The 25719-nt window shown below is 45.6% G+C and carries 18 protein-coding genes; 15 read left to right on the forward strand and 3 right to left on the reverse strand.

Translation table 11 applies throughout. The annotated features are described in order from the left end of the window. Nucleotides 1–43 precede the first annotated feature (43 nt). The 8 genes from DWW60_RS08675 (at nt 44) to DWW60_RS08710 (ending at nt 11562) form a co-directional block, all read left to right on the forward strand. Nucleotides 44–385: a DUF4234 domain-containing protein gene (locus DWW60_RS08675; RefSeq protein WP_004852487.1), complete on the forward strand. Its 342-nt coding sequence runs from the start codon at nt 44–46 to the stop codon at nt 383–385. 225 nt (nt 386–610) lie between these two features. Next, nucleotides 611–1381 (forward strand): DUF4234 domain-containing protein, encoded by a 771-nt coding sequence (locus DWW60_RS13825; protein WP_117875068.1) that lies wholly within the window; start codon nt 611–613, stop codon nt 1379–1381. A gap of 26 nt (nt 1382–1407) precedes the next feature. Continuing rightward, nucleotides 1408–1797 carry a DUF2752 domain-containing protein gene (locus tag DWW60_RS08685; RefSeq protein ID WP_015534309.1) on the forward strand — a complete coding sequence of 130 codons (390 nt, stop codon included), beginning with the start codon at nt 1408–1410 and terminating at the stop codon, nt 1795–1797. Nucleotides 1798–1987: 190 nt separating this feature from the next. After that, nucleotides 1988–4024, forward strand: coding sequence for a methionine--tRNA ligase (gene metG, locus DWW60_RS08690; protein ID WP_022217505.1), 2037 nt, complete (start codon nt 1988–1990; stop codon nt 4022–4024). Between the two features lie 200 nt (nt 4025–4224). Then, nucleotides 4225–4446: a hypothetical protein gene (locus tag DWW60_RS08695; RefSeq protein ID WP_055146187.1), complete on the forward strand. Its 222-nt coding sequence runs from the start codon at nt 4225–4227 to the stop codon at nt 4444–4446. 49 nt (nt 4447–4495) lie between these two features. Beyond that, nucleotides 4496–6319: a glutamine--fructose-6-phosphate transaminase (isomerizing) gene (glmS, locus tag DWW60_RS08700; protein WP_055146190.1), complete on the forward strand. Its 1824-nt coding sequence runs from the start codon at nt 4496–4498 to the stop codon at nt 6317–6319. 52 nt (nt 6320–6371) lie between these two features. Further along, nucleotides 6372–7430, forward strand: a complete 1059-nt coding sequence (locus DWW60_RS08705; RefSeq protein ID WP_015534306.1) for a DUF6382 domain-containing protein — start codon at nt 6372–6374, stop codon at nt 7428–7430. Nucleotides 7431–7581: 151 nt separating this feature from the next. Further along, nucleotides 7582–11562, forward strand: a complete 3981-nt coding sequence (locus DWW60_RS08710) for a hypothetical protein (RefSeq protein ID WP_117875070.1) — start codon at nt 7582–7584, stop codon at nt 11560–11562. Between the two features lie 111 nt (nt 11563–11673). Here DWW60_RS08710 and DWW60_RS08715 read toward each other — a convergent pair whose 3' ends face one another. Further along, nucleotides 11674–12429, reverse strand: a complete 756-nt coding sequence (locus DWW60_RS08715) for a hypothetical protein (protein ID WP_117875071.1) — start codon at nt 12427–12429, stop codon at nt 11674–11676. 161 nt (nt 12430–12590) lie between these two features. On the opposite strand from DWW60_RS08715, the gene DWW60_RS08720 reads away from it, so the two are divergent. The 5 genes from DWW60_RS08720 (at nt 12591) to DWW60_RS08740 (ending at nt 20254) form a co-directional block, all read left to right on the forward strand. Further along, on the forward strand, nt 12591–13484 hold the full coding sequence (locus tag DWW60_RS08720) for a hypothetical protein (RefSeq protein WP_015534304.1): 894 nt from the start codon (nt 12591–12593) through the stop codon (nt 13482–13484). A gap of 145 nt (nt 13485–13629) precedes the next feature. Then, nucleotides 13630–16137 carry a PAS domain-containing protein gene (locus DWW60_RS08725; protein ID WP_117875073.1) on the forward strand — a complete coding sequence of 836 codons (2508 nt, stop codon included), beginning with the start codon at nt 13630–13632 and terminating at the stop codon, nt 16135–16137. A 14-nt stretch (nt 16138–16151) separates the two neighbouring features. Further along, nucleotides 16152–17144: a rod shape-determining protein gene (locus tag DWW60_RS08730; RefSeq protein WP_015534302.1), complete on the forward strand. Its 993-nt coding sequence runs from the start codon at nt 16152–16154 to the stop codon at nt 17142–17144. Between the two features lie 39 nt (nt 17145–17183). Continuing rightward, nucleotides 17184–19526, forward strand: a complete 2343-nt coding sequence (recD2, locus tag DWW60_RS08735) for an SF1B family DNA helicase RecD2 (RefSeq protein ID WP_055146199.1) — start codon at nt 17184–17186, stop codon at nt 19524–19526. Beyond that, a complete protein-coding gene (locus DWW60_RS08740) occupies nt 19523–20254 on the forward strand; it encodes a ComF family protein (protein WP_117875075.1) in 732 nt (243 codons plus the stop codon). The genes recD2 and DWW60_RS08740 overlap by 4 nt, the downstream gene beginning before the upstream one ends. Here the strand turns inward: DWW60_RS08740 and DWW60_RS08745 are convergent. Together DWW60_RS08745 and DWW60_RS08750 are read right to left on the reverse strand one after the other, a co-directional pair. Then, nucleotides 20251–20910, reverse strand: a complete 660-nt coding sequence (locus DWW60_RS08745) for a YesL family protein (protein WP_022217511.1) — start codon at nt 20908–20910, stop codon at nt 20251–20253. The genes DWW60_RS08740 and DWW60_RS08745 overlap by 4 nt on opposite strands. Before the next feature lie 42 nt (nt 20911–20952). Further along, the gene (locus tag DWW60_RS08750; protein ID WP_015534300.1) at nt 20953–22365 is read right to left on the reverse strand and encodes an AAA family ATPase; all 1413 of its coding nucleotides are present in this window, start codon (nt 22363–22365) and stop codon (nt 20953–20955) included. Nucleotides 22366–22556: 191 nt separating this feature from the next. Here DWW60_RS08750 and hisA point away from each other — a divergent pair, with 191 nt between their 5' ends. After that, nucleotides 22557–23333, forward strand: coding sequence for a phosphoribosylformimino-5-aminoimidazole carboxamide ribotide isomerase (gene hisA, locus DWW60_RS08755; protein WP_055146208.1), 777 nt, complete (start codon nt 22557–22559; stop codon nt 23331–23333). 1 nt (nt 23334) lies between these two features. After that, nucleotides 23335–25608, forward strand: coding sequence for a glycoside hydrolase family 9 protein (locus DWW60_RS08760; protein WP_117875077.1), 2274 nt, complete (start codon nt 23335–23337; stop codon nt 25606–25608). Nucleotides 25609–25719 lie beyond the last annotated feature (111 nt).

The following is a 25719-nucleotide window of genomic DNA, read 5'->3' on the forward strand; positions in this document are numbered from 1 at the left end:
ATTTTTATAAAAAATTTATAATTAAATCAAGGGAGGACATTTTATGATCAAACAGAGGAACATTGCTTTGTGCATAGTATTTTCAATCATTACATTTGGAATTTATGCACTGTATTGGTTCGTTTGCCTTACAAACGATGCTAATCAGGAATCCGGACAGACAGATGCAACAAGCGGTGGGGTAGCATTGTTGCTTACTATCGTTACATGTAATATCTATGGATGGTTCTGGGCATACAAGATGGGCGAGAAGATTGATGCAATAAAGACAAAGAATGGTCAGTCAGCAGGAAATTCAAGCATACTTTTCCTTCTGCTCCAGTTATGTGGACTTGGAATTGTATCATATGCTATTATGCAGGATACCATCAATAAAAATGCGTAATGAATCAAATTGCATACAAATATACATTGAAAAATGTATAGATGCAGTTGCGTACAGACAAAATGTATGAGAAAATAGTCCCGTAGACTGAGTTGTGTCTGCGGGGCTATTCTGTTATTTTTATTGCAGTTATGCAGTGGTTTACATATGAGTGGAATAATTGCAGTCATACACAAGTCCTACATAATTCAATTAAGGATTTAAGTTTAAGGAGGATTATCAATTATGATCAAACAGAGGAATATTGGAATATGTATTCTGCTTTCAATTGTGACATGCGGAATATATGGATTGTATTGGTTTGTTGTGCTAACAGACGATATCAATCAGGAGTCAGGAGAGACAGATGCAACAAGTGGTGGAATGTCGCTTTTGCTCACTATCGTTACATGTAACATCTATGGATGGTTCTGGGCATATAAGATGGGCGAGAAAGTTGATATCATAAAGAATAAGAACGGTGTACCATCAAGCAACTCAGGCATCTTATACGTCCTTCTTCAGGTATTTGGACTTGGAATTATTGCATATGCGCTTATGCAGGACACTGCAAACAAATATGCAGAGGCTATACCTCAGATGAATACAGGATATGGTCAGCAGACCTACAGTCAGCAGCCATATGGTCAGCAGGGATATGATCAGAATGCATACAACCAGCAGGGATATGGTCAGAATACATACAATCAGCAGGGATATGGTCAGCAGCCATACAGCCAGCAGGGATATGATCAGAACGCATATAACCAGCAGGCATACGGACAGCAGCCATATGGTCAGCAGGGATATGACCAGAATGCATATAACCAGAATGCATATAACCAGCAGGCATACGGACAGCAGCCATACAGCCAGCAGGGATATGATCAGAATGCATACAATCAGCAGGGATATGGTCAGCAGGCCGGTTTAGACCAGAATACATTTGGCCAGCAGTCAGATCAGAATATTAACACATCAGCAGATGCTTCAGGCAGTGATAACAGCCAGCAGTAGTCGGCGGAGACAAAGAAATACAGAGCATGGATCAGATACAGAAATCAAGAAGAAATGCGATAATTAAAAGGGATGCCATCCTCGTGGGGATAGGCATCCTCTATTATATATTCATAAGAGTGACAGGACTTGCCATACCATGTATATTCAGAAAGATAACCGGATTTTTATGCCCAGGATGCGGGATAACACGGGCTATCCTTGCGGCCGTAAGGCTGGATCTTGCAAAGGCATTTGCTTATAATCAATTTATGTTTATAGCTCTTCCGGCGTTGGCATACATAATTGTAAAAAACGATTATGTATTCGTAAGATATGGAAACAGAAAGTTATCACGATTTGACAATATACTTATATTTATATGTATTGCCGGGGCGGTGATGTTTGCCGTTCTCAGGAATGTGATGCGCTTTTGAGAGAGAGACGATGACAAGTTTATTGGCAGTGTTATAGAATGACCATCGTAACAGACTTATTTAATATCCCATCTTCTTGACAATAAATAATAAAAAGGCATATAATTTACAATTACCGAGGAGTTTTTCGGTAAAGTTGCACAAGCATTTCATTTGTGCTTGTAGTATTTTTTCAGGGAGGGTTTTTGAAATGGCAAAAAAACCGTATTATATTACAACCGCCATTGCATATGCATCAGGTAAACCTCATATAGGCAACACCTACGAGATCGTGTTGGCTGACAGCATTGCAAGGTACAAGAGATTCGCAGGTTATGATGTAAGATTCATGACAGGAACAGATGAGCATGGACAGAAGATCGAGAACAAGGCTTTTGAGAACATGCAGACCCCAAAGGAATTCGTTGATGAGACATCAGGTGAGATCAAGAGAATATGGGATCTCATGAATACTTCATATGACAAGTTTATCCGTACAACAGATGATTACCATGAGAAGCAGGTACAGAAGATATTTAAGAAGCTGTACGATCAGGGTGATATATATAAGGGACATTATGTAGGAAAATACTGTACACCATGTGAGTCGTTCTTCACAGATGGACAGCTCATAGATGGCAAGTGTCCGGACTGTGGAAGACCTGTTCAGGAGGCCAAGGAGGAGGCATACTTCTTCAAGATGAGCAAGTATCAGGACAAGCTCATGAAGCATATAGAGCAGCATCCTGAGTTTATACAGCCTGAGTCAAGACGTAACGAGATGGTTAACAACTTCCTTAAGCCGGGACTTCAGGACCTGTGTGTATCAAGAACATCATTCAAGTGGGGAATCCCAGTGGACTTTGATCCAAAGCACGTTGTATATGTGTGGGTTGACGCACTTTCAAACTACATAACTGGACTTGGATATGACGTAGATGGAAAGAGCGATGAGAAGTTTTATAAATACTGGCCGGCAGATCTTCACTTGATCGGCAAGGATATCCTGAGATTCCATACCATTTACTGGCCTATCATGCTGATGGCACTCGGACTTCCGCTTCCAAAGCAGGTATTCGGTCATCCTTGGCTCCTCCAGAGTGATGGCAAGATGAGTAAGTCGAAGGGCAACGTAATGTACGCTGACGATATGGTCAATATATTTGGCGTGGATGCTGTCAGATTCTTTGTTCTTCACGAGATGCCATTTGAGAATGATGGAGTTATCTCATGGGAGCTCATGGTTGAGAGACTCAACTCAGAGCTTGCAAATACACTTGGAAATCTGGTCAATAGAACCATATCGATGTCAAACAAGTATTTCGGTGGCATTGTGACAAATACCAACGTCACAGAGCCTGTCGATGAGGATCTTAAGAAGGTCGTTATGGACTGCAGATACAAGGTTGCAGAGTGCATGGATAAGCTCAAGGTTGCAGATGCGATCACAGAGATATTTGCACTGTTCAAGAGATGCAACAAGTACATAGATGAGACAATGCCTTGGGCACTCGCAAAGGAGGAGGACAAGAAGGACAGACTGAACACAGTTCTGTACAACCTTGTCGAGAGCATCGTTATAGGTGCAACACTCCTTGAGCCATATATGCCTGAGACAACTGAGAAGATCATGGCACAGCTCAATACCGAGAAGAGAAAGGTCACAGAGCTTGGAAAGTTTGGTCTGTACAAGTCAGGAACAAAGGTAACAGAGCAGCCTGAGATCCTATTCGCACGTCTTGACGTGAAGGAAGTTATGGCTAAGGTTGCCGAGTTCGCTCCAGTGGAGAAGGAGTCCATGTACGAGCAGGCCAAGAAGCAGAAGGAAGAGAAGGAGAATTCTGCTGAGACCAAGAAGATCAAGATAGCTGAGGCGAAGGTCCAGGCACTCAAGGCCAATCCTGATGTAGTTGACAAGCAGGAGATAAGCATTGAGGAGTTCCAGAAGATGCAGCTCATGATCGGCGAGATTGTTGCATGTGAGGAGGTTCCTAATTCAAGAAAGCTTCTCTGCTCACAGGTAAGCTTTGGCAAGAACAATGTAAAGCAGATAGTATCAGGAATCAAGGGTACATACTCAGCAGAGGATATGGTAGGTAAGAAGGTTGTGGCTATAGTAAATCTTAAGCCATGTAAGCTTGCCGGAGTCGTATCAGAGGGTATGCTTCTGTGCGCAGAGGATCCTGAGGGCAATCTGTCACTCCTGACCACCGAGAAGGACTTCCCAGGTGGATGCTTTATAAGCTAAGATATAAAATAGTGGATATAATGAGGGAAGCATCACAGGCCGGGCACACGGCCGGGATCCGTGGTGTTTCCCTGTTTTTATTTATAAAGCTGAAGTAAATTTTATGTTACAAAGATTATACGCAGAGGCCTTTCTGCATTGATTTATTAGATGTTTCATGATAGAATTTTGTTAGGTGCACGGACAGGAGGAGTGTGCCTTTGGAAAGATTTAGAAATCTTAGCGCCATGACCCCTGGGCTTTGGCTTTCAGGGATAACGAGGTTGAAGGTTATCGAATATTCGGCGGATGCCTTCACGCAGAGTCTGGATGCGCACATGATATCCAAATATGGGGGTAACTCCAAAACAAAGAATCATGACCAGACACCCATAGCTGTTATGTATGGTGGTTTCACCTTTTTTAAGTGCGCCATATTATAATATTATCAGTATACAGCGTGGTTATAAGCCGAAAGGAGATTAATTTAATATGTGTGGAATCATAGGATATGTAGGAAAGAAACCAGCCAAGGACATTCTTATTGACGGACTGGCAAAGCTCGAGTACAGGGGATATGACAGTGCGGGAATAGCACTGCTTAATGATGATGATACACTGACGATCAAGAAGAAAGCCGGCAGAGTGGAAGACCTCAGGGAGATGTGCAGCGACGACAGTCCTGTGTACAGATCAACCTGTGGAATAGGCCATACGAGATGGGCTACTCACGGCGGAGTTACGGATGTGAATGCACATCCACATAGGTGCGGAGATGTGGCACTTATACATAATGGAATTATAGAGAACTATAACGACATTGTGAGAGAATACGGACTGGCCGACAGGTTGGTATCCGAGACGGACACAGAGGTAGTAGCAGCACTTCTGGACACACTGTACGATGGCAATCCCATCGAGACTATCAGAAAGGCTGTTAAGGCTATAGCCGGTTCATTTGCACTCTGCATTATGTTTGCAGACAGACCGGGCAAGATATACGCAGTGAGAAATGTAAGTCCGATGATCGCTTCATACACAGATGAGGGATCGATCATTGCATCAGACCTCACAGCGATAATATCATTTTCAAAGGAATACTTTGTTGTGCCGGAGTATCATATACTGACACTCTCAAGCACAGGCATCAGAGTAGAAGACATGAAGGGGAACATGGTAGAGCCGGAGATGCTCAAGATAACATGGGACATAACGGCAGCTCAGAAGGGTGGATATCCGCACTTTATGCTGAAGGAGATCTATGAGCAGCCAGAGGCACTGAGAAACACGATAACTCCTCGTATAGTGAATGAGCTTCCTGATTTCACTGAGGACGGCATCGATGATGAGGTGTTTAAGAATCTTGAGAACATCACAGTGGTTGCATGCGGAACAGCTATGCACGCCGGAATAGTCGGCAAGGCCATGATTGAGAAGGAGTTAAAGATTCCTGTTAATGTTGAGATAGCATCAGAATTCAGATACAAGGAACCACTCATAAATGAAAAGACTCTCGTAATAGTTACATCACAGTCAGGAGAGACTATTGACACACTCGAGGCACTCAGACTTGCCAAGAGATGTGGATCAAAGGTTCTGTCCATAGTCAATGTAAAGGGATCGACCATCGCCAGAGAGAGCGATTACGTCCTTTATACACATGCCGGTCCTGAGATCGCAGTTGCAAGTACCAAGGCATATTCGGTACAGATGGCTGCAATGTATCTCATTGGATGCAGACTTGGCTATGTCAAGGGTATATACTCTGAGGACAGGGCAAAGGCATTCATCAGACAGCTTCAGGGCGTTATCCCGGTGATAGAGGAGACACTCAAGCAGGCAGATGAAGTAAAGACAGTTGCAAACTATATAAAGATGGCTCCGGATGCATTCTTCATAGGAAGAGGACTGGATTATACACTGTCACTGGAAGGTGCACTGAAGCTGAAAGAGATTTCTTATGTTCACGCTGAGGCTTATGCGGCAGGGGAGTTAAAACATGGAACGATAGCACTCATAACTGAGAACGTTCCGGTCATAGCTTTGGCTACACAGGAATCTGTATACGGAAAGATGATTTCCAATATACGCGAGGTTAAGGCAAGAGGCGCATACGTCATTCTTGTCAGCATGGATGAAGAGTACAATGATAAAGATGTATGTGACAAACACATATCCATACCAAAGCAGGATGGATTGTTCACGGTATTTTCGGCTGCTGTCATCCTGCAGCTTATAGCGTATTACACGTCCGATGCAAAGGGGTTGGACGTAGATAAGCCACGTAATCTGGCAAAGTCAGTTACAGTAGAATAATTGACTCCGGGACTTACATGGATATCGTGCGATAAATATCGGAGGGTTTTATATGAGTGATAAGATGTATTTGTGTGATGAGTACAAATTGTACTTTAAGATTGAAGACGATGTAGAGGTTCTTCACAATGAGGTAGAGCTGTACAATGCTCAGTTTGTGGGCAATAATGCGTTCTGCCATGAGGAATATATAGATGGTCAGAGAGCTCTGACATATTCTATTCCAGCCATGACTACCATGAATCAGTTCCTTGAGAAGAAGATACACAAGGATGAGCTGGTTGATCTGATATTCAGTATTGCAGATCAGCTCATGTATCTCAAGGCGAATGATCTGTCCATTGGAAAGGTTATACTGAATAAGGGATATATGTATATAGACTTCCAGAATATGGCTGTTCAGCTCATATTCCTGCCTATAGATAAGCCTATGGACAGATGTAATATGGAGAAGTTTATAAGGGATCTTATGGGCAATATGAAGTTTGCGAATAAGAAGGCATCCGATGCCGGATATGAGCTTATCAAATACTTTGATCACAATCCTACATTTTATCTGTCAGAATTTTATAAGTTTATAACAGACCTGAAGAATGACAATATAGCACATCCTGAGGATGAGCAGGAGCTTATGAAGTCAGCGGGAGTCAGCCCGGTCAATGTGGCTAAGGTAGAGGTTCCTGAGACTCCTCATGTTACAACTTCTTCATTCAAGCTTGCAAAGGAAGTTAAGGATTTCTCATCAAATGATATTGGATTTGATGACAACGATGACGGTTCGACAACAGTTCTCACAGCCAACAACCGTGGCAAGAGCGGCCCTGTCATCATAAGAACCAGAACAGGTGAGAGGATAAGGATCGACAAGCCGATATTCTGTATCGGTAAGTCTACACAGGGAGTTGACTATCAGGTAACTGACAACAATTCAGTCAGTCGCCGCCATGCTTACATTATCAATGTCAACGGCGTGTACTATCTGAGAGATAACAAGTCGACCAACCACACTTACCTTGGTGGCAAGATCATAAGCAGCGGAACGGATATGATGCTCATAGATGGTATCAGATTCAAGCTTGCGAACGAGGAGTTCACCTTCAAGGAGAAATAAAATAGTATATTATACTGGATAAGGAGACTTGTTTATTATTATAATGAGTCTCCTTATTTTATAATAAATCCCCTGCATGGGCGCGCCGGAGTACATGTGGGTAAAGGGGTAATATAAATAGAATGTGAAAAAAGGGGGAGTATCAAAGATTATGAAAAGAAAAGGAAGCTTATCGGGAAGGACACTGTGTAAAAAAGCAGCAACAGTGGTAATGTGTGCAGTGCTGATGCTGACGGCAGGTATTCAGACGACAGGTATTCAGACTGTTAAGGCCAGTACCCTTGACCAGCAGATAGAAGAGGCTCAGAGTGAGTTGGAACAGGTGAAGAAAGATCAGAGTGAAGTGATGACCGTATATGATCAGGGCTCTATAGGTTTTGTAGACTGGATGCTTGCGAAAAGCAACCTGACAACAAAACAGAAATATGATCTGAATCGGGCCAAGGCTGTCCTGCAGGAGGCATGTGAGGAAGATTTCTCCAAGTGGGCGGGAGGAAATAATACAGGTCTTCCGGAATCGAGAAATAACAAGGTTGTTGTTACCGGAGATAAGAAAGACGCCATATCGCTTGAAAACACAAAGGCGACATTTGCGGTATTGAATAAAATTAATTCGTTAAGGGACACAGACGAAAACTATGTCGGGGCAATGAAGAGGAATGCGGCTAAGACTAATTTCTATTTCATGGCGGTGGCACAGTCAGGCGCGGACAGAGGTGCAGGACTCACAAATCATTCACTTCTTCAGGTGTCATGTGAGAATCTGGCGTTTGGATATACTGATCCGGCGGCAGGATGGAACAGTGAGAAGGCATCTTTTAACAAGATAAGGGATGAGCTGGGATATTCATCCATAACTTCGCAGAGTCAGCTTACAGCTGTTGAACAAAAGGCGGATTCGGAGGGAGTCACGGTTGGACATTATACCAATATGTTCTGGGCAGCAGATCAGGTGATGGGAGTCGGATTCACACTCTATGGCAGGTATGGCAATACTTCATGCTTCAATGCAAGCAAGCTTTCAAACTATACTAGCCAATATGAGGTGTACACAATAGCTGAATTTGAGAAGCTGTTTGATGAATATTATGAGACTGTAGATCCGGAGAAGTGGCAGAAAAAGGTGGATGCAGCGCAGGCCAAGCTGGATAAGCTGCTTGGACAGCGGTATGATGCATGCACGGAGCATGTGTATGGTGAAGGTGTGAAAAAAGAGGCCACATGTACAGAGACAGGTGGAACAGTATACACATGCGCTAAATGTGGCTACAAAAAGATAGAGGATGAGGTTCCGGCTCTTGGGCATAGCTTTACAGATGGCGTATGTACGAGATGTAAAGTAACAGGACCAAAGACGATGTACGTGTACTGGAGATTATCGGAAACTGCTTCATCAGCCACATATGATCAGGAGTTCGAAGTAGGAAAGGATATAGAGACATACATATCTTTCTCGACGGCATCAGATAGCAAATCCGATGACAAATTCGTGTTTGATATAGCAGACCCGTCTATTATTTCGTATACCCCTTCGTCTAACTATGCTGGAACATTCCATATGAATAAGATAGGTGAGACGACGGTTACTGTATATCCGGTCGTGAATCCGGATATGAAGAGGGTAATCACTGTGTCGGTAACAGATGTGGGTGGTCATGACTATGTAATAAGTCAGGCAGAACCGGGATCTGGAGAGACAGAAAAAATTTGTTCAAAGTGCGGGACGACAAAAACGGTGACAATCCCGACGGCAATAACACGTACTGTATGGTGGAGTGATAGTAATGGATATTACAAGCCTGCTGATGTGGAAGTAGGTGATGAGATCAATCTGGAAGTAGATTATGCACCAACGAAGGTCGACAACTCTGAGTTTATAGTTACATCATCGGATGAAGGTATTGTAAAAGTGAGTGATCCGGAATCTTCTTATAGAAGATATGATGCTAAGCTTACGGCGGTCGGAACAGGTGATGTAACCATAAGAATAGTTCATAAATATGACAGCTCAATTTGTCAGGAATACACGTTCAATGTGGCAGATCAGGGGGGACATGAGTATGTCATATCAGAGGCAGATGAGGGTGAAAGCCAGACAGTAGAGACGTGTTCAAAGTGCGGATATGAGAAGATCGTGTCACTTCCTACCAGTATCAGATATGTGTATTGGCAGGAGAAGGACAGCGATAACAGGACTACTTCACCAAGTGAGTATGAAATTGGAGCGGAACTGAGTATAAATATAATGGATTGGCCAACGAGAGCGGACATACATGAGTATGCGGTTACATCGTCGGATGAGACTGTTGTAAAGGTGAATGAAGTGTCTAGGACTGCGGCATCACTTTCGGCAATCGGCAACGGCGTTGTAACGATTACGGTTGCCAGTAAATATAATCCGTGGGTGAAGGCTGAGTATGAACTTGATATAACAGAGATAGGCGGACATTCATACACTGCGGAAATAGTAAATGATGAAACTCTTGCACAGGCTGCGACCTGTACAACTGCTGCGAAATATTATTATTCCTGTGATAACTGTGGAAGAGTGAATCGCAAAAAGACATTTACACATGGGGATAGCCTGAGACATGATTACGCCCCAAAGTATGAGTGGTCAGCAAATGGCAACACTTGCAAGCTGGTTCTCACCTGTACCAGAGATTCGAGTCATGTGATCAGTGAACCGATGACTGTAACAAGCAAGATAACGCAGGCATCCTGCGAGAACGATGGTGCAAAGGTGTGTACAGCAAAATGCACGCTGAATGGCAAGAGTTATCAGAGTACCAAGAAGATAGCCATTGGTGCATTGGGACATAGATGGGATTCAGGCGTGGTTAAGAAAAAAGCTTTGTGTGCAGCAGAAGGTCTGATCAGATACACATGTGAGCGATGCCAAAAGACAAAGGATGAGAAGACAGAGCCACTCGGACATACCCAGGGAAAGGCTGTGTATGAGAATGTAAATCTGGCTACATGTCAGGCTGAAGGCAGCCGAGACAAGGTTATATACTGCACCGTGTGCAAGGCAGAACTCAGCAGGACTACTGAGATTCTTCCAAAGACAGACCATGATAGAACGCTTGTAGGAGAGAAGAAAGCTACCTGTATGGGCGGCGGATATACAGGAGATGTTGTCTGCAGCATGTGTGGTGAGATTTTTGAAACCGGTACAGCAACAGACCCAGTCGATCACAGCTACACAGCAAAGAAAACAACTGCACGATATCTGAAGAAGGCAGCAGATTATGATTCTCCGGCAGAGTATTACTATGCATGTGTATACTGTGGAGAAAAGGGTGAGACTAGCTATGCGTATGGCTCAAAGCTCACGCGTAAGAGCATATCGTCAGCAAAGGTTACACTTAACAAGACAGAATATACATATGATGGTAATTCGAAGAAGCCGGCTGTAACAGTAAAGCTTGGCGACAAAACGCTGGAGAAGGATACAGATTATACGGTTTCATACAATAAGAACAAAGCAGCCGGAACAGCAGAGGCTGTAATTATAGGCGCTGGCACATATCAGGGACAGAAGACGATCAATTTTACGATCAAAAAGGCGCCGAACAGCATAACGCTGAAAAAGCGCAGCTACAGAATAGAGATGTCAACCAGCTCGAAGAGAATATCTATTTCACAGAGCGTGAGCGCACGTGCCGGAAAGCTCAGCTACAGCTCGGATAAAAAAGCTGTAAAGGTAGACTCTGCTGGAACAATAACGATCGCAGCCCGGTATATAGGCAAGGCAAACATCACCGTATATGCTGGAGATTCGAATCATGTGAAGGTGAAGAAGATAATACCTGTTACTGTCAGCCCGAAGATACCAGGTATAAGCCAGATAAAGAGCCCATCGGCTGCGTCTGTAAGATTAAAGTGGGGAAAGATAAGCTGCGCAGATGGCTATCAGATCCAGTATTCAACAACATCAAACTTTAAAAAGGGTACATATGCATTCACGGTGTTAAGCGGTGGAAGCAAGACGACTGCGAGTCTTGGAGCAAAGCAGCGGATTAAAGGCGGAAAAACATATTATGTAAGGGTTAGAAGCTTTTCGAACAAGTTTGGCACAAGATGCTACTCAGCATGGAGCAAGACAAAGTCAGTCAGGGTGAGAAAGTAGCCGGAGATAACATATATATAAAGCTCAGCCTGTGTGATGGATTCAGTAGAAATCACACAGGCTGAGCTTTTCTTAATGTATATTCTTAAGACACATTCTTAATGCATATAGTTACTCGGCGGTCTCGCCACCCGAGGAGATATCGCCTTCGTCTGAACTGTCCTCGCTTGAGCTGTCAGAGCTGTCAGAGCCTGAGCTCTGCTGGGAACCCTCTATTGCAAGCATGGATGCATCAACCTGGGACAGCCCCGCCGGGTCAACACAGTAATAGTCGCCGTCATCGGTTATCTTCACAGAGACCACAACAGGACTGCGGTAATCCATGTCTGCGGCTTTATTCTGAAGGATATCCGACACGCCCTGGGCAAATTCTTTCTCGTAATCTTCCTTTGTGGTGTTGTTGAAATCGCCGGCGCTGATCTTCTTGTTATAGTCGTCGATATATGCGAACACATCGTCAAATGCCTGATTGAGAATGTCCATAGGATACACGGTCACGTCCACATAGTAGTCGCTTCCGCTCTTATAGGCTCTTGACACCTCGTATTTGGCCTTAGAGTAGATGACCTTTGCGGTCTCGTCAAATATAGCATCCACCTCGTCTGTCTCTGCGTTGTTCAGTGAGTAATGATTGATGAGCTGGCCGGCCAGATAATCTATGCTGTCGCTGTACATGGCTGAGGCGTCCTCCTCGGAGCCGTCGTTGTCCTTCACGTATCCGTCAAAGCTTCCTTTGTAGTTGACGTCGAGAATGTTCTGCATGTATGTCTGATAGGTGGTCTTCTTGCGGTGAAGACAGCCTGTGAGTGATGTCATCACGAGGGTTGCCGCGAGACCTAATATGACAAGTTTTGAATGGTGTTTCATCTATATGATCCTCCGTAAAATTTAAATTCAATGAGCAGTTACAATATAGCATAAAAAAAGTGGTTTGTAATCATAAAAGGTAAAAATACTTTGCTTACAGAATTATGTGTGCTATAATTACGGAGTATCTACAATAGGATTAGTTTTTCGGAGGTAAGGTCATGGCAAAACAGGTAGAAGATGTTGTAACTGACGATAGAGTAGAATCACTGAAGACAGTGAAGTTTGGTGGATATGATAAGGCATCCGTTGATTACTATATTGATGAACTTAAGGAAAAGCACAATAAAGAAGTAGAGGAGCTTAAGGCGAACGTCAACAAGCTCAGCGAGGCTGTTCTGAGTCTCAAGACCATGAGAGAGGTCAATATGACAGAGTCTTCCAAGACCATAGAGACTCTCAAGAAGACCAATTCAGAGCAGGAGAGCGAGATAGAGTCACTCAAGGAGCAGATCAATGCATACAAGCAGAGAGAGCTTGAGAATGCAGGAAGATACGAGTCAATATCAAGAACACTTCTTGAGGCCCGTGAGAGCGCAGACGCACTGATCGCACAGACTGAGAAGGAGTGCACAGACAAGAAGAATACTATAACTGCAGAGCTCGAGGCATACGAGACAGATGTCAAGGAGAGATGCACAAAGCTCCAGACAGATACAGAGATACAGTGCCAGCAGATGTATGATCAGACCGAGGCAAAGTGCAACAGCATGAAGGATGAGGCATACTCAGAGGCAGAGAAGACAAGAAATAAATCTCACGCAGATGCAGAGGCTCTGTCGGCAAAGACAGATTACGAGTGCAAGGTTATGAGAGAGGAAGCTCAGAAGGATGCTGCCAATACAAGAAATGCAGCCACAGATGATGCAACCAGACTTCGCAACAATGTGAAGAAGGAGTGCGAGAGCGTAAGCAGATATATGTCAGATCTTCTGTCATCACTGGACAATGTTATTTCTGCATGTGCTTCAACAAAGGATGTTGCCGACAAGGCATTTACCGGACTGAAGAGCGAGGCAACTGCTATGGTTAGTGATGCTGAGGATGCACAGTAGTAATATATGATATATGGTAACATGAAACTTTTCTATGTGATGGGACATAGGAAAGTTTTATGTGCATTAAGGGGTAAATAATATACGGGGTGTATAATAATGGGATAAAACTGCACTTGTGCAGTGGATATATGGAGAGATATTTATGGAGATAAACAGACTTAGTGGTTATTCAGATTTTCTGGGAATAGTTGAATATCCTGCGGTTGTGTTCTGCGAGGATGGTGAAGTCCTCAGCATAAACAATGCCGCAGTTAAGATCGTGGGTTCGGATGTTGAATCCATTGCCATGGAGCCGGATAAGTTTATGGTCAGCGATGAGTTCTGGCCGACACTTGACGACAAGAAGGCTATCATATGGCACAGACTTGGACTTATAGTTAACGACAAGGACAGATATGTAGTCAGTGGATTTGTCAACCAGTTTGAATATGGTGACAAGAAGGCGTATATGGTATTGTTTGAGCTTCGATCAGACGTTACGATAGGAAGCGTGAGTCTTGAGAGGATCATAAACCATATAGGCGTTATAGCTCTGTATCTGTATAAGCCGGAGGGTGTATGGAGAACGAGATACGTATCTAAGAACATATCTGAGTATGGATATACAGATGGCAATTTCTACAGTGGGCTGGTGGGACTCAGCGACCTGCTCCCTAAGAGTGATTATGACCTTCTGATCGGACAGCTCTACAAGGTTCAGAATACCGGAGTGGATGATTTTGAGATGGAGACTAGGATCGTATCAGCTCACAGAGATATAAATAAGATGAGACTTAAGTGTCACATCGTGAGAACCACAGATGGCGACATGGATGGAATAGAGCTCCTGTTCATAAAGGACAAGGAGACCGGATACAATGAGGATCAGGCGGCGTATATATTATCTGCCATGTCTAAGATCAAGAGCTTTGTCATGGTACAGCAGTACGAGAATGGCAGACCGATCTTCAAGTATATAACCCCGAACGCCAAGCAGATGGGAATAAATGTGGATGCCATCAAGCTTGGTGACAGACTCATAGAGGATTATATCCATCCGAAGGACAGAAGCAGGGTTATGGCGAATGTCAGAAACGCCACGAAGCGCGAGGACAAGGACTACGAGGAAGAGTTCAGGATAGTCAACGACAGAGGCGAGGTTATTTGGGTGAAGTCCCAGAGCTCTGTGACACAGGCGGCTGATAACACATACACGGTTGAGTATTTTATATCTGATATTACGGACAAGAAGGCTCTTGAGAACAGTGTTGAGCGCGCTAAGAAGGAGTTCGATGACAAGCTCTCATACATTATGAAGACAAATACCCAGTCGGATGAGGAAAGGAATCAGATAGATACCGAGAAGTGGACTCTGATAACGAAGGCGTTCTCTGCACTCACAGGACTTTATACAACTATCATAGATCCTGTGGGCAAGAAGATGGTTGAGCCGGCCGGCCCTCAGAAGCATATGGGTTATTTCTATGATATGTTTGAGAAGCCTCAGTATAAGCAGATATATATGAAGTTAAATGAGGTAGTTCTCAGGAACAATGTTCCGGTTATGATGGAAATGGACGATGACATCACGGGAAGTATGATCTGTGGTGCACCGATCATGATAGATGGCAAGCATGTGGCAACATGGATATGCTGCTCATATGATGACGAGGATGCGAAGAAAATGGAGAGCGTATACAAGGTGCAGTGGCAGCTTGGACGCATTTTCTCCGAATACGCATTCAGCTCTCAGATCCTGGCAAAGGAGGCGATCCGTGCCAAGTCAGAGGAGGTCATAATGGAGAACAAGCTGCAGTGGCAGAAGATTCTGCTTGATGCCCTGAACACTTCAGATAAGAGCTCCCAGCAGGTTATCAATGACGTGATAGCACAGGTGGGCGAGGTCTTAAATGCTGACGTGGCAGCCCTGTATGTGAAGGACAAGCAGGGAGATCTGGATTGCCAGTATATCTGGTCCAAGAATCAGAGCATGTCTGCGGAGGAGTATGTGACAGAGTGGCAGCGCGCCAACATGAAGTTCAGATCATGGCAGAATGGTCAGGGCTCGGGCAAGCTGGTGGACAAGGGATACCTTGTGATAGATGCAAAGCATATGGATGAAGCAGCTAAGAAGATCATGTCAGGGGGGCCTGTTAAGAGCTTTACCGCAGTTCCTGTGTATGTCAATGGCAATTATGGAGCGGTATTTGTGTTGGCGAATACCTCTATCAACAAATTGTGGACCACAGAGGAGATTGAATTTGTAAAGCAGACAGGTGATGTACTCAGAAGTGCCATTGAGAAGATAGAGAGCGATGACAGCGTTAAACGCATAAACAGTGTTCTCCTCGATACATATAACTATATTGATGAGGGTATATTTATTAGAGAAGTTGATACTGGAAGAGTGCTGTTCTCGAACAGGACTCTGAACGATATGCTTGGATATGATTTTACAGACAAGGACAGTAAGCTCCTTATAGAGAATCTCAGAGATAAGTACAAGCTCATGGGAGGTCCGGATCAGCATCTGGCTACGGACAGCAAGGAGGTCCACTGGAGAAGCTATATAAGAAGTCTCGACAAGATCATGGATTTGACTGAAGTTAGCATGAAATGGCTTGACGGCAGCAATGCATCTCTTGTAATATTAAGGGACGTGAACGAATAGAAGGGAGACTTGTGATGGCAAGCGCAGATATTGGTATAGATTTAGGTACAGCCAGTATACTGGTGTATGTGAAAGGCAAAGGAGTCGTACTCAAGGAGCCTTCAGTAGTTGCATACGACAGGGATACTAATAAGATAGTGGCTATTGGTGAAGAGGCGAGACTTATGCTTGGAAGAACTCCGGGTAATATAGTGGCCATCAGACCTCTCAGGCAGGGCGTAATCTCTGATTATACGATAACAGAGAAGATGCTCAAGTATTTCATACAGAAGGCTGTCGGAAGGAGTTATTTTGGAAGACGACCTAGGATCAGCGTATGTGTACCTTCTCAGGTTACAGAGGTTGAGAAGAAGGCAGTTGAGGATGCAACTTATGCGGCCGGTGCCAGGGATGTGTCCATAATTGAGGAGCCTGTGGCAGCAGCCATTGGCGCAGGAATAGATATATACAGACCATGTGGTAACATGATAGTTGATATAGGTGGTGGAACTGCCGATATAGCAGTCATCTCTCTCGGAGGTCCTGTTGTCAGTGCATCCATTAAGGTGGCCGGAGATGATTTTGATGAGGCAGTTGTCAGATTCATGAGAAAGAAGCATAACCTTCTCATAGGAGAGAGAACCGCCGAGGAGATCAAGATCAAGATAGGTACATGTTACAGAAGACCTGAGAATATAACGTTGGATATACGAGGCAGAAACCTTGTAACCGGTCTTCCGAAGACTGTTACGGTCACATCGGATGAGACGGAGGAGGCACTTCGTGAGCCTGCGTCCCAGATATGTGAAGCTGTTCATTCAGTTCTGGAGAGAACTCCTCCTGAGCTTGCTGCTGATATTGCAGATCGTGGTATAGTTCTGACTGGTGGTGGTGCGCTGCTCCACGGACTTGAGGAGCTGCTTGAGGAGAAGACAGGAATAACCACCATGACAGCGGAGGATCCACTCAGAGCGGTGGCCATTGGTACAGGAAAGTACATCGAGCTTCTCAGCGAGAAGAACAATTAAGACAGGAGCTGAGGACTCAGTCTTCAGAGGAGAGAAAACTTGGTAAGAGAAGGTTACGTAGAGAAAGTTATATATAAGAATGAAGACAATGGGTACGCCGTCTTCGCCGTTGAGGGCGAGGACGGCGAAGATATTTTTGTGGGGAATCTTCACGGCGTTGCAGAGGGGATCTATGTATCGGCGGAGGGGGATTATGTAGAGCATCCAACTTATGATTTGCAGTTCAAATTCACCTCATGTGAGATCAAGATGCCGGATGATGTGCTCAGTATTGAGAAGTACCTCGGTTCGGGCATCATAAAGGGTGTCGGAGAGGCTCTGGCAAAACGTATAGTGAAGAAGTTTCGCATGGACTCACTCAGGATAATCGAGGAAGAGCCGGAGCGCCTTGCGGAGATACGTGGAATATCAGAGAGGAAGGCCAGAGACATTGCCGTGTCATACAACGAGAAGAAAGAGATGCAGGATGCGCTCATGTTCCTGACCGGTCTCAATATCCCGGTGAACCTCGCTGTAAAGATCTACAATGAATACGGTGACGAAGTGTACGACATAGTGAGGACAAATCCCTATAAGATAGCAGAGGATATAACGGGCGTTGGATTCAGGACAGCGGACGAGATTGCGGACAGACTTGGTATCGGAAGAGATTCTGATTTCAGGGTAAGAGCCGCTATTATGTATGCCCTATCCGGTGCAAATGGACTTGGCCATATGTATATTCCCCAGAAGATGCTGGTAGACAAGACATATTCATTGCTGATGAATGAGTACATGCCATATGATCCGGAGCTTGAGATGTCTATATGCAATCAGATACTTGAGCTCAGCGTTGCCGGCAAGATAATCATAAAGGAGTTGAAGGACGATCCAGATTCAGGGGAGCTCCCAGATGTGAGCCTTGATGATCCGGTGGCTGACATAGACATGGATTTGCTGGATACGGAGTCAGAGTCAAACGTGACAAATGCCGTGTATGCAGCACCTAATTATTATATGGAGCTCAATTCGGCAAGACTTCTGTGTGAGCTCAACATAGATTTCTCAAAGGCAAAGCTCAAGATAGACAAGGTTGTTGAGACGGTAGAAAAGTCAGAGAATATGAAGCTGGCTGATGCCCAGAGACTTGCCATAAGAAATGCCGTGGATCACGGCGTTGCGGTCATAACCGGAGGCCCCGGAACCGGAAAGACAACGATCATAAATGTACTTATCAAGATATACGAGAGCTTCAGGATGAAGATAGTTCTCGCTGCGCCTACAGGACGTGCAGCCAAGAGGATAACAGAGGCCACAGGATACGGAGCACAGACCATACACAGAATGCTCGAGCTTACGGGCGGAGTGGAAGGAGAAGAGACTTCTGCGTATACATTTATGCGGAATGAGAGCAATCCACTTGAGGCCGATGTTATCATAATAGATGAGATGTCCATGGTTGACAGCAGCATTTTCTACAGTCTGCTCAAGGCTGTGGCTCCGGGCACAAGACTTGTGCTTGTGGGTGATTCGGATCAGCTTCCGTCAGTTGGCCCGGGAAATGTGCTCAAGGATATCATAGCGTCCGGTGTGTTCAGCGTGTCGGTGCTGGACAGGATATACAGACAGGGCGAGGACAGCGATATCATAGGCAATGCCCACAGGATAAAGGATGGAGAGCATGTGGAGATCAAGAACAAGAGCAGGGATTTCTTCTTTGTTCCAAGGAATGGCTACAATGAGATCGTGGCAGAGCTCAAGGTGCTTCTGACAAAGCAGCTTCCATCATATTTTGGTGTGGATAAATCGGATATACAGGTGCTGACACCTATGCGTAAGTATGATATGGGTGTTGAGAACCTCAACAAGCAGCTTCAGGATGTCCTCAATCCGGAGGGACACGGAAAACCCGAGCATGACCGGGGCGATGTGGTGTTCAGACAGGGCGATAAGGTCATGCAGGTCAAGAACAATTACAAGCAGGAGTGGAAGATACTGGATCCGTCGGGCAGATTTGCCAAGGAGGAAGGAGTCGGAGTGTTCAACGGCGATATTGGATTTGTAAAGGCTGTTGACGACTACGAGCAGAGGATCGTGGTGGAATTTGACGATGGAAGACAGACTGAGTATCCATACAACCAGCTTGAGGAGCTTGAGCATGCATTTGCGATAACCATACATAAGTCGCAGGGAAGTGAGTATCCCGTGGTTGTGATCCCGCTTCTCAGATGCCCACCTAAGCTTTTGAACAGAAACCTGCTGTATACGGCGGTGACGAGAGCCAGAAGAAGCGTGGTCATAGTGGGCAATATAGGACTGGTAAATACGATGATAGACAATGAGGATGAACAGAAGAGATACACCTCATTTGCACTGAGACTCAGGGAGATGGAGAGAAGATGAAACGATGCGCAGATAAGTTCGGGTTCGGACGACTGCTCACGGATCTCCTGTATCCCCGCCGGTGTGCGATATGTGACGAGGTGCTTCCGATGGGAGAAGGGCTGATATGCAGAGGGCATAACAGCCTTCCCTATGTGAAGCCTCCGTCATGTATGGTGTGCGGCAAGGAGGTCGACAGTGAAGAGCGGGAGCTCTGTCTGGACTGTGAAAAACATTCAAGAAATTTCGAAAGAGGTTTCCCCGTATTTAATTACATGGAACCCGTCAAAGCCAGTGTTCTGGCGATAAAATACCATAACAAAAAAGAATATTGTGATTTCTACGGAGCTCAGATGGCGGAGAAGGTGCGCCCGTATGTCAGAAGGTATGAAATAGATGCGGTCACCTGTGTACCTTTGCACAGGAGAAAGCAGAGACAGCGCGGCTACAATCAGGCGGCTGTACTGGCGAAGGTTGTCGCTGATGAACTGGGGCTTCCATTCTGTGAGGATATGCTGGTGAGAAGAAAGTACACCACACCGCAGAAGAAATTGGACAACCTGGAGAGGGCAAACAACATAAAGACATCCATGGACATAGGCAGAGTGTACCCGGAGTACAGAAATATCCTGCTTGTGGATGACATATATACAACCGGTGTCACCATAGACGTGTGCGCCGGCCCTCTGAAGAAAGCCGGCGCACGCCATGTATATTATTCATCTGTATGTGTTGGCAAGGGGTGTTAGTCCTCGTCTGTATCGTCAACTATATGGAAGTCCTCGTCGCTCTTCTCTTCCTCCTCCGGCATGTACTCGTTGAAGATGTGTACAAATACCAGTGAGCACAGATAAGCGTGAAGTCCTGCGACACATATGAGCATAAGACCGAGCACGGTGGAGCTGAAATAGCATCCCGCTGCGATCGCTGCCGTTATCGCAACCATGAGAAGTGTCCATGGAAGATTCTTGATGGACATGAGGAATGCGTTCTTGATGGTCGCTTTGACTGTGTTCTCAAACTGCGCCTGAAGTGGGAATACATACAGTACAGTGAACAGGTAGATAAGTGACATGATGGTGAATATGACCAGCATACTTTTGATGTTCCTGCTCACGGCGAACCACATGTCAAATGCACACAGGACACCGGCAAGCAGAGCCAGAACTCCTATCCCTGTGGCCTGTTTGAAATTCTCCCTGAAGCTCTTGAAGAACAGCTTGACCACGCCGCCCTGACCGTTTCTGATGCATTTCATGGTGGTGTAGTAGAGTGCTGTGGTCGATGCACCTATCGTGAGGATTGGCAAGGAAGTCAGCAGCCACAGAAAATGCAATATTACTATATCGCACACTATGGTTAGAAAATTCATGATAGGATTATCTGTCGATAATGATCTGTTCAAAATAAAATACCTCTCTTTCTTTATCCAAAAAATATTACAAGCCTAAGCCATCAGATCTTCCTTTGTAAGGGTCTCAAGTGTGGCTACGTCAATGTTGTCCATGGAAACTATTCTGGTGGCCTGCCTGGATATGGCGGATTCCATAAAGTTACGGACTTCACGGGCGTTGGCAAATGTATCGTCGTGATGTGCGGCTTTGTCGTGCCAGTATTCTGAGGCGTATGCGCGGGCATCATCGTCCAGCTTGTATTCCTGCTTGGAACACATGCTCTCGAAGATGGACATAAGCTCGTCCCCGGTGTAATCCTCAAATGTGATGAATTTGTTGAATCTGGAACGAAGTCCCGGGTTGGAGCTCAGGAACCGTTCCATGAGATCCGGGTAGCCGGCAACTATGACTATGAGATCATCTCTGTGATCCTCCATAGCTTTGAGCAGCGTGTCCACTGCCTCCTGGCCGAAATCATTCTCACCTTTGCCTGCGGTGAGAGTATAAGCCTCATCTATAAATAAGATCCCGCCGAGGGCTGATTCTATGACCTCGGTTGTCTTGACGGCTGTCTGACCAATATATCCCACAACAAGTCCGCCTCTGTCGACCTCGACAAGCTGTCCTCTTGACAGTATGCCCAGACCCTTATAGATATTTGCAAGAAGTCTTGCCACCGTGGTCTTTCCTGTTCCCGGATTGCCGGAGAATACAAGGTGGAGAGATACGGACGGTTGTTTCATGCCGTTTTCCTCGCGGAGCTTCTTGATCTTCAGAAGGTTTACGAGGTTGGTGATGTCCTTCTTCACGCTCTCGAGTCCGGTCATGGAATTCAGTTCCTCGAGAAGAGTGTCCACATCCTTGACGGGTTCAGCCCTTTCGGAAGCTGTCGACTTAGCCGGAGTCTGTGAGACTGGGGAAGCACTCTTTGGGAGTGCGTTGTACTTGTCGAGCAGTGGGCTTGGATCTATGGCGTACAGGTTCATGGACTTGAGATATTTGTCGAGCATGAGGCAGTAGCCTGTGAGCCTTGCTATCTCGTTGTCGTCAGTCATGTTGTTGCAGGCGATGAATTCCTGACCCATGAGCTTGAACATTCTGACGTAATCTCTGGAACGGTATACTGATCTGGGATTTACCTTTGCCCGGGCCAGATCGCCCTGTACAAAATATGTAAGGGATCTAGGTGGTGTCACGGCAAAATCCCCGGTTGTTCTCTCATATTTGAATGTGCGGAATTTGTCTGTTGTAAAGTGCTGGTTCAGGTATTCGCGGACAAATTTTATCTCCAGGGTAAGTTCTGCCTGGTCGGAGCTGGACAGATATGCAAGAAACTGAAGCAGGTCAAACTGAAGCATCTCTCTTGTCTTGAGTCCTGTCTTCTGGCGCGCACCGTAGCCGTCGTTGTCCAGCGAATCGGCATAGGAATAGCAGTTGTCCAGTTCGGCTTTTAGTGAGTAATTCATAAGTTGTTCCCCATCCTTTCCATAAAGCACATAATTGTATCTATTGTAAAGCCTTTGGCCCATGTAATCAAATAAAGTTTTGCCTGGTTAATCCATTTATTGTGTCATATTTGTATTTTGTATGATAAAATAGCAGTTATATGAGCAAAATTTACACCAAAAGGTGACAAAAGCGACAGGAGACAGACGATATGAGATTCAGACCATGCATAGACATACACAATGGACAGGTAAAGCAGATAGTTGGAGGCAGTCTCTGTGATGAGGGTGACAGAGCAGATGAAAACTTTGTATCACAGAAGGACGGAGACTTCTTTGCTGAACTGTACAAAAGCTATGGACTTAAGGGTGGTCATATCATACTTCTCAATCCTGCGTCCAGCGAATACTATGACGCCGATGTAAGACAGGCACAGCTCGCTCTGGCTGCATATCCGGGAGGACTGCAGATAGGCGGGGGAATAAATGCTGACAATGCACAGCGGTTCATAGATATGGGTGCGTCACACGTCATAGCCACATCATTTGTGTTCAGGGATGGAGAGATCAACTACGACAACCTGAAGGCACTTGAGAAGGCTGTGGGCAGAGAGCATCTGGTGCTGGATCTGTCCTGCCGGAAGAGGGACGGAGAGTATTATATTGTCACTGACAGATGGCAGAAATTTACAAATGTAAAGGTGGAGGAGGCAACGCTTGACCGGCTCTCAGAATACTGCGACGAGTATCTCGTTCATGCGGTGGATGTGGAGGGCAAGGCGTCAGGCATAGAGACCCATGTTGCGGACATGCTTGGAAGATGGGGAAAGCTGCCGATGACATATGCCGGAGGTGTGGCATCATTTGACGATCTGGAACAGCTCAGAAGTCTCGGAAGGAACAGGATAGACGTGACCATAGGGAGTGCACTGGATATCTTTGGGGGACATATGGCGTTTCAGGAGATTATAAGGTTTATGGAGGGTTAACATGGCAAAGATGAAGAAGGTGCTGGCCATTGCGATGGCTGCGGCTATGGGTATGTCCATGCTGGCTGGCTGCGGAGGTCAGGGCAAGGACGATGTGACAGAGGCGACAAGCCAGGCGGAGACCAGCGAGGCTGCGACCTCGGAGGAGAAGACAGAGGAGGCTGCTTCGGAGGAGGCTGAACAGGAGAAGACAGAGGTCAAGGCAGGGGATGTCCTGATAGACCTGAACTTTGATGACAATGACACGGACGAGTGCCATACATATTCAAATGGCGGACAGGCCGTACTCGGAGCAGAGAACGGAGAACTGTGTCTGGATATAACCGGAACAGGAAGCCTGGATTATGCGAACCAGATATACTATGACGGATTTGAGCTCAACCAGGATTGTGTGTATGAGCTGTCATTTGACGTGCACAGCACCATTGAGAGAGGAATTCAGTACAGACTTCAGATAAATGGCGGTGATTACCACGCTTATGTGATGGATGACATAACGATAGGCACTGAGACACAGCACATATCCAACCAGTTCACCATGAGTGAGGCATCGGATCCGGCACCTAGAATGTGTATGAATCTGGGACATTTCGAGGGCGTTGGTGATGACAGCGTGCCTCACAAGGTATACTTTGACAATATCAAGCTCACTGTAGTTGACGCCTCAAGCGCACAGAGCGTTGAGGGTATTCCTGATCCAAAGCTGGTTGGCATCAACCAGATGGGTTACGGCAAGGATGCGAAGAAGCTTGCCACAGTGACTGACAGAGACGCCAAGAGCTACGAGGTAAAGAGCGTCGCTGATGACAAGGTAGTCAGCAAGGGTGACGTATCTGGCTGGGATTACGATCCTGCTGTGGGCGACAAATGTGCGGTTATAGATTTCTCTGATGTCAAGGATCAGGGTACATACAAGATAGTTCTCGACACCGGAGCAGAATCATACGAGTTCCCTGTTGGGGATGGCGTGTATGACGATATATACAAGGCGTCAGTGCTCATGTTCTATGACCAGAGATGTGGAACAGAGCTTGATTCAGCCATAGCCGGTGATTTTGCACACGCTGCATGTCACACGGGAACTGCCATAGTGTACGGCTCAGATGTTGCAAAGGATGTGACCGGCGGATGGCATGATGCCGGAGACTACGGAAGATATGTTGTTCCGGGCGCAAAGGCGGTACAGGATCTGCTCCTTACATATGAGGATTCAGAGTATGCGGCAAAGGACGACGCTATCGGAATACCTGAGAGCGGCAACGGTGTTCCTGACGTTCTGGATGAGGTCAGATACGAGCTTGACTGGATGCTCAAGATGCAGGATGAGACCAGCGGCGGAGTTTATCACAAGGTTACCGGAGAGGTGTTCCCTGAGATGGTGGCTGCTGTTGAGGAGACTGCACAGATGATACTCTCACCTATATCCAACACAGCAACAGGCGATTTTGCGGCTGTTATGGCAAAGGCTTCAGTTGTATACAGAAAGTACGATGCAGCATTTGCAGATTCATGTCTTGCTGCAGCTCAGAAGGCATGGAAGTATCTTGAGCAGCATCAGGGAGATGCAGGCTTTAAGAACGTTGGAAGCATAGTTACAGGTGAGTATCCTGACAGCAATGACAGCGATGAGTACCTGTGGGCAGCAGCGGAGCTGTATATCGCAACAGGTGATGAGTGCTACAATGATTATGTGAAGACAGCCATCGAGGGAAGCGTTAAGTACGGCCTTGGATGGGCGGATGTCGGATATTATGGAATATATGACTACTGTGTAAATGTAAAGGACTGCGCAGCAGAGAAGGAGATACTTAAGAAGGGTGCTGACAAGCTTGTAGATAACTATGCCGGCAGCGGCTTCGGTTCAACAACAGGCGGCTCTTATGTATGGGGAAGCAACATGGTCGTTGCGGATAACGGAATCCTTCTGCTCATGGCATCAAAGGTTCTGGGCGACGATTCATATGTGGACTATGCGGCAGACCAGCTCAACTATATACTTGGAAGAAATGCAGTCAGCTACTGTTATGTGACAGGATATGGTTCACAGACTCCTGAGAATCCACACCACAGACCTTCAGAGGCACTGGGCAAGGCAATGCCTGGAATGCTTGTGGGCGGTGCCGATGGAAACCTTGAGGATCCATATGCGAAGGCTGTTCTTGCAAAGATTCCAAAGGAGAGATGCTATGTCGACAACGCACAGAGTTATTCATGTAATGAGGTAACGATCTACTGGAATTCACCTCTTGTATATCTTCTTGCGAACTTCAAGTAGCAAATATTTAAGAATATGTAACTATAATTAGTACATCATATTTGATATAACTATTGAATATCATGTAAGGAATCGGTATGGAAATATGAATGAATATGTAGACAAAATAAA

It is taken from the genome of Coprococcus sp. AF16-22 (assembly GCF_003461545.1).
Taxonomy (GTDB): domain Bacteria; phylum Bacillota; class Clostridia; order Lachnospirales; family Lachnospiraceae; genus Coprococcus; species Coprococcus aceti.